Source organism: Fodinicola feengrottensis (assembly GCF_010993775.1).
In the GTDB taxonomy this organism is placed as follows: Bacteria; Actinomycetota; Actinomycetes; order Mycobacteriales; family HKI-0501; genus Fodinicola; species Fodinicola feengrottensis.
The window spans coordinates 58,517-67,662 of sequence record NZ_WOTO01000050.1 but is presented as its reverse complement, the minus strand read 5'-3'; the positions used below and the strand labels follow the sequence as shown (position 1 = coordinate 67,662).

The 9,146-nt window shown below is 62.2% G+C and carries 11 protein-coding genes; 6 read left to right on the top strand and 5 right to left on the bottom strand.

Annotation, left to right across the window (positions count from 1 at the left end; translation table 11 throughout):
• The 5 genes from GNX96_RS35740 to GNX96_RS57710 all read left to right on the top strand — a co-directional run.
• Positions 1 to 554 (top strand): NAD(P)/FAD-dependent oxidoreductase (locus tag GNX96_RS35740; RefSeq protein WP_163572270.1); only part of this gene is annotated, 554 nt, incomplete at its 5' end.
• Positions 551 to 1,450 carry a nitrilase-related carbon-nitrogen hydrolase gene (locus GNX96_RS35735; protein WP_279582340.1) on the top strand — a complete coding sequence of 300 codons (900 nt, stop codon included), beginning with the start codon at positions 551 to 553 and terminating at the stop codon, positions 1,448 to 1,450. The genes GNX96_RS35740 and GNX96_RS35735, both read left to right, overlap by 4 nt.
• Positions 1,451 to 1,664: 214 nt before the next feature.
• Positions 1,665 to 2,090, top strand: a complete 426-nt coding sequence (locus GNX96_RS57720; RefSeq protein WP_279582344.1) for an NAD(P)H-binding protein — start codon at positions 1,665 to 1,667, stop codon at positions 2,088 to 2,090.
• Positions 2,091 to 2,586: 496 nt separating this feature from the next.
• On the top strand, positions 2,587 to 2,883 hold the full coding sequence (locus GNX96_RS57715; RefSeq protein WP_279582339.1) for a hypothetical protein: 297 nt from the start codon (positions 2,587 to 2,589) through the stop codon (positions 2,881 to 2,883).
• Positions 2,884 to 2,947: 64 nt separating this feature from the next.
• The gene (locus GNX96_RS57710) at positions 2,948 to 3,172 is read left to right on the top strand and encodes a type II CAAX prenyl endopeptidase Rce1 family protein (RefSeq protein ID WP_279582338.1); all 225 of its coding nucleotides are present in this window, start codon (positions 2,948 to 2,950) and stop codon (positions 3,170 to 3,172) included.
• A 2,172-nt stretch (positions 3,173 to 5,344) separates the two neighbouring features.
• Here the strand turns inward: GNX96_RS57710 and GNX96_RS35720 are convergent.
• The 5 genes from GNX96_RS35720 to GNX96_RS35705 form a co-directional block, all read right to left on the bottom strand.
• Complete coding sequence (locus GNX96_RS35720) at positions 5,345 to 5,521, bottom strand: hypothetical protein (RefSeq protein ID WP_163572269.1); 177 nt, start codon at positions 5,519 to 5,521, stop codon at positions 5,345 to 5,347.
• 172 nt (positions 5,522 to 5,693) lie between these two features.
• On the bottom strand, positions 5,694 to 6,455 hold the full coding sequence (locus GNX96_RS35715; protein WP_279582337.1) for a hypothetical protein: 762 nt from the start codon (positions 6,453 to 6,455) through the stop codon (positions 5,694 to 5,696).
• Positions 6,428 to 7,186 (bottom strand): hypothetical protein, encoded by a 759-nt coding sequence (locus GNX96_RS35710; protein WP_163572267.1) that lies wholly within the window; start codon positions 7,184 to 7,186, stop codon positions 6,428 to 6,430. Before GNX96_RS35710 ends, GNX96_RS35715 begins: the two co-directional genes overlap by 28 nt.
• An 8-nt stretch (positions 7,187 to 7,194) precedes the next feature.
• The gene (locus GNX96_RS57705; RefSeq protein ID WP_279582336.1) at positions 7,195 to 7,395 is read right to left on the bottom strand and encodes a hypothetical protein; all 201 of its coding nucleotides are present in this window, start codon (positions 7,393 to 7,395) and stop codon (positions 7,195 to 7,197) included.
• Positions 7,396 to 7,583: 188 nt separating this feature from the next.
• The gene (locus GNX96_RS35705; RefSeq protein ID WP_163572266.1) at positions 7,584 to 8,489 is read right to left on the bottom strand and encodes a LysR family transcriptional regulator; all 906 of its coding nucleotides are present in this window, start codon (positions 8,487 to 8,489) and stop codon (positions 7,584 to 7,586) included.
• A 75-nt stretch (positions 8,490 to 8,564) separates the two neighbouring features.
• Between GNX96_RS35705 and GNX96_RS35700 the strand changes: the two genes are divergently transcribed.
• A complete protein-coding gene (locus tag GNX96_RS35700; RefSeq protein WP_163572265.1) occupies positions 8,565 to 8,891 on the top strand; it encodes a hypothetical protein in 327 nt (108 codons plus the stop codon).
• Positions 8,892 to 9,146: the final 255 nt, after the last annotated feature.

Here is a 9,146-nt window from a genome sequence, read left to right as displayed (position 1 = left end):
CCCCACTCGGCATCGACCTACCGGTACGGGCACAACGGGCGCAGATCGTGATGGTCACCTCCGGCGAACAACTCGGCGCCGCCCCGGTCGTGTCGGACCTGGTTGGCCTGCAGTACTTCCGCGTTGAACATTCGGGTGAGGTACTCGTGGGCAACAGCGATCACAGCTCGCCCGAGTACACCGACCCCGACACGTACCGCGACCACGCCGACGCCGGCACCGTTGAGGTCGTCGCGCAGAAGCTGACACACCGATTCCCTGCCTGGTCGCAGCCAGGCGTCGTCAACTCGTACGCCGGCTGCTACGACGTGACACCCGACTACAATCCCGTCATTGGTCCGGCACCCGTACCGGGGTTGTTCCTGGCCGTCGGGTTCAGCGGCCACGGCTTCAAGCTGGCCCCGGCAGTGGGTCGCCTGGTCGCCGACCTGCTCCTGGACGGCGCGAGCAGCGACCCGGCCGTCGACCACCAGGACTTCCGCTTCAGCCGGTTCGCGGACGGACGCCCACTGCTCAGTACGCATCGCTACGTCGGCGCCACCGAGATGCGGTGACGGCACCGACCCTGTCGGCACGGCTCGTGAGTGGGGTGGGCATCATGCGGGTCCTGCTCGGTCAGCTGGCATCGGCGCTCGGCGATGTCGACGCGAACCTGAACACCGCGACCAAAGTTGTGGCCGAAGCGGCCGCCCAGGACGTCGATCTCGTCGTATTCCCCGAACTCTTCCTGCACGGCTACGCCCTCGGCCGCATCGGAGACGACCGGTCGATCCCGGCAACCGACGAGCGCCTGCGCGAGCTCTCCACATTAGGCCCAGACGTGTTGATCGGCTATCACGAAGACGGCGGCTCCCGTACGTACAACACGGCCAGCTACCTCTGCGCCGGCCGCACCGTGCACCCACACCGCAAGCTATTCCTGCCGACGTACCTCACCTGGGAGGAACGTAAGCACGTCAACCCCGGCCAGTCCATGCGCAGCTACGACGACACCCCCTTCGGCCGCATGGCCACATTGCTCTGCAACGACGCATGGCAAGCCGTACTCCCCTGGCTCGCCGTCCAAGACGGCGCCGAGGTGCTACTCGTACCGACCAACAGCGCCACCTCGCCGGACCCAGCACGTACCGAACCGGTGTCACTGGACACCGTCATCTATTGGCAACAACTGCTCATTTCCATCGCACGTATGCAGCAATGCTGGGTCGTTTTTGTCAACCGGGTCGGCATCGAGGCAGGAGTGACCTTCTGGGGCGGATCCCAGGTCATCAACCCATCCGGTGAGATCATCGGTGCAGCTCCGAAATGGCACCAGGCCATGCATGTCGTGGACATCGACGTCCACGCCGCAAAACGACGTCGACGATCTATGCCACTGGTAAACGAGGCGCGCCTCGGCCTGATCGGTCGTGAGATCGACCGCCTGATCAAAGAAGGCGGTGACGCCTGATGTACATGCCCGCTGGCCCGCGCACGCTGAGCCCCGATGTGGGTTCACATGATCGAGCCGGGGACCAACGCCACGTAGAAGGACCGATGCGGCGCAGGCGTTGCCAACCTCACGACCCCGTACCTGGCTTACTTGCCTCAGCGACTGCCGGCGCCGGCGGCCGAAGCGTCACTTCCAGGACGCCGTGTTTGACGGTCGGCCGTGCTGCTGATGGATATCCCATGCTCGCCAGAGGAGGGCACATTCACGTCTTAGTGGCGGTGCATCGGGTTTCATTGGCCAACGATTATGCGCAGCGTTGGAAAAGGCAGGGCACAACGTATACGCGATGACCCGACGTCCGAAGCATTACGACGGCGCAGGCTCACCGATTTTCGGGGACGTCAGTGATCAGCACTCGTTGCGTACGGCGAGGAGAAACGCCGAGACTGCCTATTACTTCGTACATTCGCTGGGCAAGAGCGACTTCATTGAGCGCGATGCTGAAGCGGTGAAGGCCTCCGCCTGCGGTGCTGCCGACAAGAATCTGGAACGCGTCATCTACCTCGGTAGGCTGGCGATAACACCGATGACCTGTCGGCGCACTTACGCAGCCGGCGAGAGGTCGAGTACTTGCTCGCGTCAACCGGCTTACCAGTGACCGTGCTACTACGGGCTGGGCTCATAGTCGGCCACGGAGGGGATCTCATGGGAGATCACCCTCAACTGGTGGAGCACCAACGGCGGTGGTGACCCCGCCGTGGGTCCGCACCCATACGCAGCCCACCGTGGTCGCGGACGTCGTCCGCTGTCTCGTCGGAGTCCTGGACCAGGCCGACGCGCGGGGGCCGGACCTTCGACATCGGAGGTCCAGACGTGATGTCCGACCTGGACATGATGCGAAGGGTCGCGGTCATCGAGGCCGGCAGTTTTTCGTGTTGCCGGTCCCGCCGTTGTCACCGCAGCTTTCGTCGTAACTGGCTGGCGCTGGTTACCGACGTGGACGTTCAGGCCGCCCGGGCGCTGATCGACTCGATGACCAACGAGGGGCTCGTACGCGCGACGACACATCAGACATGTCGTCAAGTTCAGCCCGATGGAGTACGACGACGCAGTATTGCAAGCGCTCCGACAAACGCGCGAAAACGAGGGAACGCATGGTAAAGCCGTGGTGGCGAGGTCAGGGAATGCCCCGCCGCCGCAGGGTGGTCGCTGGTACGGCCGTCGCTGGGACAACTCTGCTGGGTCTGTCACTATCGACCAAACCCGGATCGTCCAAGTTCTACGGCATCACCAGTGTGGTGGCCGGCATCTGGTTGGCAGGCGGACTTGCATCCGGTCCCCTGCACCGCGGCCACACCGTACGCGGCAACCGCCGACCAGTCATGGGACCGGTCCCGGTCGGCGTGGGCGCCTTTGGTGCCTTTGCCGCCACCACGGTAGTGGCCAGATGAATCCCGCCGCCGTGCAACGCCATCGCCGGCATCCTGCAGTACGCACACCAAGGCAGGTCGCCACTTGTACCCGTTGATTACCTTGGCCAACGGCGCGGCGAAGGAGATTCTCTTCCGCGGCGCGGTATATGTGGCCGCTGGTGACGGTGCGCCAGTGACAGTCTCGACCGCTATTTACGCGGTGGCCACCACCGCGACCGGCAATCTCGCCCTAGTTCTCGCCTCGCTTCCGATGGGTACGCTGTTCGCGCTACAGCGCCGTACGACCGGCGGCGTCCAAGCCCCTTAATCACCCACCTGACCTGGTCAGCTCTGATTCTCACCTTCCTGCCATCACTGTTCGCAAACCCCATCTGCCCGAGCGCTTAGCCCTCCCCCACTGGATGAGAACGAACAGACGCGAATATGGGTGAGCCATGCCACGCCCACCACAAAACGGTTTCAGCCGAATCGAGCCCTCCGCCAGGGGTGACGATCTTCGCCCAGGCGACGGTGAGAGCCGCGATTGCCGAGCCGGTAACAATCGCAGCACTGCCAACGGAGTACGCGCTCCCCGCCAACAGTTTGGCGTATTGCACAAGCCACCGAGCCACGAGCTCAGGATGCTCGACGCAGTTCCAGCCTGAGTCGACCAGGCAGAGCCTGATGTTCCGTCTACCTCAGGGAAGCGTCGCGCACGAATGACACTCGTACGGCTGAGTCTCAAACTGGGACTCCGTGACCGTTCCAGGACAGGCGTGTGACCTTTGTTGTCCGGAACCCGTTGCATTCCACGCACACATCGAGCGGTGAGGTGGTCGTATGCCTAGTCTCGGACGCCTTACGACGGAGAGGGCTCGAACTATCCGCGGTCAGCTGTGCCCGAACCCACTCGACATGGAGTACAGGTGAAACGCACCCTCGCACTGATCATCGCGATCGCGGCGGCCATGCCGGTAATGGCAGCTCCTCAGGGCGCATCAGCTAATGCCGTAAGTCCCATGCCCTCGGTGTACACGCACCAAGACTTTATGTCGCCTACCTTGTGCGATCTGCCGGACACCAAGGCGAGATTAAGAGGCGCTGGCGCGCCCACTATTGCGAACAACGACCTGACATCTACATGAGGGGATCGTACGCGGACTACGCCTGATCAGAACAATTCACAACATTATGTGGGATTAGCACAGCGATCACGATACACACCTGGTCAGGTGCCTGCGATTCGTGGCTTGGCCTTCTGCGGCTGCCTGCGCCATGTCGCTGTGGTAGACACCAGTCACCAGATGCTCCATCTCGCTCCCTTACCCCCCGGGCACCTTTGCCGCAGCGCCTTACTCCGATCACCGCGGAATCGAACCTTTGCACCAGTTAGGCCAACATCTCGACGTTCATCCCCAGCATTTCGCGAGCGTAACCCGACCGGACCGGCGATTTCACCGATGCGACCGGCGTGCCCACGCTCGTACGGTCGCCTCATGACTATTGAAGAGTTTCTCGCCAAATGGACCACCGCCGAGCGTGACGGCGACACAACCGCCGTCGAGCCTTGGCTGACCGACGACTGTTAACGACTCGGTTGTGCGGGCCAACTGCATGTCAACGATCGCGATGTCCGGTAGCCCCGCAGCGGCGCAGGCTCTCGGGACAGAAGAATCGCCTGTCCACCGACAGCATCCCGACTCTTTTAGCCGCAGTGAACCGACTTTTGTTGGTGACAAACTTTTATTGAGCCACGAGCGCGTCTGGTCACCAACACAACGTCCAGGATTTATGAAAGAGTTGTCATGGATGTCGAGCGTACCTTCGCCGTTCGCCAGCCAGTCCGCCACCTGTTTGAGTGTCTGAAGGATTTCGCCAACACCGAAGCCTGGGATCCTGGTACGGCGATTTGTACCAGGGTTGACGCCAGGCCCATCGAGACTGCCGTCAACCCTGGTACAATAAATCGGAATTCCGGAGCCGTCGCGCTGAACTCACCTACCGGCTCTTCCATGTGGAAGAGACCAGACTGGCTTTTGTAGGAAAAAACAGGATCGCGACAGCGACGGTCGATCTCAGTTTTACTGCTGACCCCAACGCACCACGATCACCTATCACGCGACGATCTTGTTCAATGGCATCGCAGGCTGGCCGACCCGTTCCTCAAACCTGGCTTCAACTCCGTGGCCCAGATGGTCAAGGTACTGAACGCATTCTGACACCTTCACCCCGATCCAAGAGGTACCGCGACCGACAAAGTTTCACCCGCACATGCCGATGGTCGCGACGATCGACAAGTAGCCAGATCGGACAAGGTCCTGTATGTCGACCTGGCCACATTGCACCATCGCGATGCTGCAAATCGCAGCTCGCGCACCACCTCTCTGAGCTTGGGTCAAACAACAGAACCGATTGCAGTTCGCAGGATGTCAAAAATCTAGAAGCAGCCGCTGGATCTGAGTGCCGCCCTGGACTAGGAACACGCCGATTGCTGACCTGGCTACCCTGCCCTGACCGTCGCCTTCACGCCGCCCGTGCTGCTCAAGGTCCAGCCCGCGGCGCTCTCGAAGCCGGGATTGTGTACGTCCAGTCCGACCGTCTCGATGGTGTCTACGCCAACGTCGACGGGGAAATCTGTGACGGCCTTTTCCTCGCATAGTAGGAACGTCAGCGTCACGGCGCGTTTTCCACGTACCAGCTCGGAAATATCTATCGGCCCCTGCCAGTCTTGTCCGTTGATCCAGAGATACTGCCAGGGATCGAGGGTGTCGCGGGCGAATACGTTCTGACCGTCAACGCGCAGATATTTGATCTGAGTGTCACGCCGCGACGGCGGGCCGTCCCATTGGTCAATGTGCCAGAACGAAATCTCGTAGCGGGCTGACCGCGGGTCGACCCCTACGACCTGGCTCGCCGACGCGCACGCGCCTGCCGTTGTCGTCGTGTGTGTGCGGTGCGACCGCAAGGGAAAGCCGGCCCCGGCCGTACATGGCGTCGTTGCCGGCCGCGGCCGGTGGAATGGGCTCGGGCACGCAGCGGCGGCTGGCGTAGTTCGCGGCGATGGCGCGGCGGATCCGAGCTGGCCGGTCCGCCGCGTACAGGTCGATCAGGGGGTGTAGCTGCTGACTGTCGCCGGAAAGCACCCAGGCCGAGGTGTTCTCAAAACCAGGGTTGCGTACGGCAAAGCCGCTGCCGCGTACGTCGTCGATGCCGACATTCAGTGGAAAGCTGCCGACGCCGTTTCGTTCGTACAGCCGGAAGGCCAGTGCCACCTTGGCCTTTCCGCGCAGCGCCGCGGTCAGGTCGACCGATCGGTGTTGCCAACTGAATCCACCGTCGTCCTCCACATCGGATTCCCAGACCACTGCCCCGTCTACGAGCACCTGTTTGAAGTGATAGCCGGAACCCTCCGGCACGTTTGCGTAGCGGTCGAGGTCTGAAAAGTCCAGTCGGTAGGCCGAAACGTTCGGCTCGACAGTAACCACCTGGGTCGCCTGTGCGTAGTTTCCGGCCCTCGTACCCGATCCCGGCGACAGCGTGAATGCCAGTCGACCGGCCCCACGTTCCGCGTGGTTGTCCGAGCTCATCGCCGGTTTGTCGTCGACCTGCATGCCGTACGCCAGTAAGCCCTGGATCCGCCCATCAGCATCAGCCGCATACGATCCGGCCGCACGCATGGTGTCATCGACATAGGACTCCGTCGGCGACACCGAGGCGTCGAGGAAACGGCCGCTATAAACCAGGAAAACGAGCCCCGAGGCCGCGCGGCTGGGTTTGCGCCAGGATGGCGTCGATGGTCGTGCCGACCTCGGTCGCGTCTTGGGTGCCCGCGCCGCCGAGATAGGGGTGGATGATGCCGTCGATGTACGGGCCATACTTGTCGTAAAAACCGGCCCCCGGTGGCGTCGCCGTAATAAGCCGTCGTGTAAAAGCCGAGATCGGGGTTGACCGCGTCCGCCGCGTCGACGATCTGCTGCATGTATTCCGGTGTGAACAGTTTTGCGTTGTCGCCAACGGTGAAGTCGTCGACGGCCCATGCCACCACATTCGGGTACTGGCGCGAAAGCAGAGCGATTTCCTTCGCCCATGCGACAAAGTCGAGCAGATACGGCCGCGAACAGCGACCGCGTGCGGCAAGTGGGCTGGAGTTGAAGCACTCCGACGGCGGCACCAGGTAGACCATCACCCTGATGCCGGCACGCTGGGCCGCAGGTGCGAACTCGCCGACCAGGTCGGCCCAGTCGGTCGGGGAATCCCAGACGCCGTACGTATACATGTTGGCGTTGACCGATCGCAGCCGCTGGATCAGCCGAGGGGTGTCGATGTGCCGATAGCCGTCCATGCGCGGCTTCAGCTCCCGCAGCGCCCCCCACCGACGGTGTTTCCACCGGTCATCGCGGACTTGATCCCGCCCGCTGGCACGACATGCGCGGCCACCTCGGCGGCAGAATGCGCGCGGTGGCGAGGATAGTCAGCGTGGGCCGGGGCAGGCCCGGCGAATAGGGCCAGTGCCGCGACCGTGGTGACAACGCGTGAACTAAGCCGGAGCACACCCACCTCGACCCTCCGAAATATCGAAGATAAATCCTGTAGACTGAAAATCGTGTCAGGTGTCCGTACGCTCGGACAAGCGTCCGGCCGGATCAGGCCACCGGAGTTCGAGGAATCCGAAAAAATCCGCAAGAAATTCAAGTGGCGCCAGCTCGACCAGGTTGTATCTCTGCAAGTCGCCAGCACGATTAGCGTTCGAGTGCGGTAGCCGCCATTTCACCGAGGGTGTTGAGGACGGTCCTGGTCGCCGGGTCAGGATTGTTGTTCTTCTTTCGATAAAAGGCGGCAATCTGCCGCCCGCCGATCCGGGCGCGGGTACGTGTCACGGCATCGCCGATCACAGATGCGGCGAGGGTGGAGTTCGGAACGATCGCGGCCCCGCGGCCGGCTGCGACCAGGGCGAGCACCGAAGGAAACTCAACGCAGACATCCTGAACCATCGGTGCGACGCCGGATTCGGTAGCGAGTCGGTCAAGAGCCTGGTCACAGGCGGTGCCCGGCGGCCCCGCGACCCACGACCGATCGGCCAGGTCAGCTACAGACTCGACGACCGCCGGCCAGCCCGGTGGCACGATCAGTTGATATGGATCGAACATCAGCCGACGCAACCCGCAGCCTTTAACAACGGGTTCCGCGGTTTGCGTATCGTATTCGGTCATCACGATGTCGAGATCACCCAATCGAAGAGCCGTCTCGACAGCGGGACCGTACCGTTCCACGACCACCGGGCGTACGGCCGGATGCGTGACGGCCAGCTGGCGCAATGCGGGCGCGACCAGCACACCGATAACGCTCTGAAACGCAGCTATCCGGACCCGCCCAGTCACTCGACCGGTCAGTCCGGCTAGGTCGCTTTCGGCTTGGCGCAATTGAGCGGAAATGCGTTCCGCGTGCACGGCCAGCAGCCGTCCGGCAGCGGTCAATGCCAGCTGCCGCCCAGCCCGATCCACCAGAGGCGTGCCGACTTCCCGCTCCAGCGCCTGAAGCTGTTGGGAGACAGCCGGCGGTGTCAGATGCAACGAGGCTGCTGCCGCCACCACACTCCCGCTGGTAGCCAACGCCTGCAGCACACGGAGCCTGCGCGGATCGATCATACGAAAGCTCCTCTTCCGTGTACGTGTAGTTAATTCACCTTTACTTTACTAGAACGCCGTGAACAGACTGGTCATATGATGAAAGAGGAACCCGTGATTATCAGGACTTGGTCCGCCCGTGCCACCGCTGCCGGCGCGAGCGATTACTGCGACTACTTCGCCCATACATTGCTGCCCGAACTGCGTAAACTCGCCGGCTTCGCAGGCGCGACCCTGCTCTCCCGCGACGTTGACGGCGAGGTCGAACTCACGGCACATACTCGATGGGAAACTGAGGACGCCATCCACGCATTCGCCGGCGATGACATCACCATCTCCATTGTCGAAACACAGGCACGAGCTTTTCTCCTGCACTTCGATCCTACGGCCAGTCGCCGCACAGTCTTAATTGAAACTCGCTGATGAACAAACGTCAGACAAGAACAAACCTTATAGCGACTGCACACCTCGACCGTACGCACTACGCCGTTGTTCGCTCTAGAATCCGCTGCGACTGAACTCGTGGCGATCAGACGACCACTGCCCTCGTCCACGAAATGAACAGAAGATGATCACGGAATGCTCAGCTTGGCCGGATACTCTGGGAGAACCAGGGGTATCTAACCGGCCCTCCTCCCAGGGCTCGACCAGCCGGAGTAGATGGAATCGCCCATCCGT

Coding starts and splice junctions, on each gene's coding strand:
- GNX96_RS35700 (WP_163572265.1), top strand. CDS start 8,565: ATGATGAAAGAGGAACCCGTGATTATCAGGACTTGGTCCGCCCGTGCC.
- GNX96_RS35710 (WP_163572267.1), bottom strand. CDS start 7,186: ATGGACGGCTATCGGCACATCGACACCCCTCGGCTGATCCAGCGGCTG.
- GNX96_RS35715 (WP_279582337.1), bottom strand. CDS start 6,455: ATGCAGGTCGACGACAAACCGGCGATGAGCTCGGACAACCACGCGGAA.
- GNX96_RS57715 (WP_279582339.1), top strand. CDS start 2,587: ATGGTAAAGCCGTGGTGGCGAGGTCAGGGAATGCCCCGCCGCCGCAGG.
- GNX96_RS35705 (WP_163572266.1), bottom strand. CDS start 8,489: ATGATCGATCCGCGCAGGCTCCGTGTGCTGCAGGCGTTGGCTACCAGC.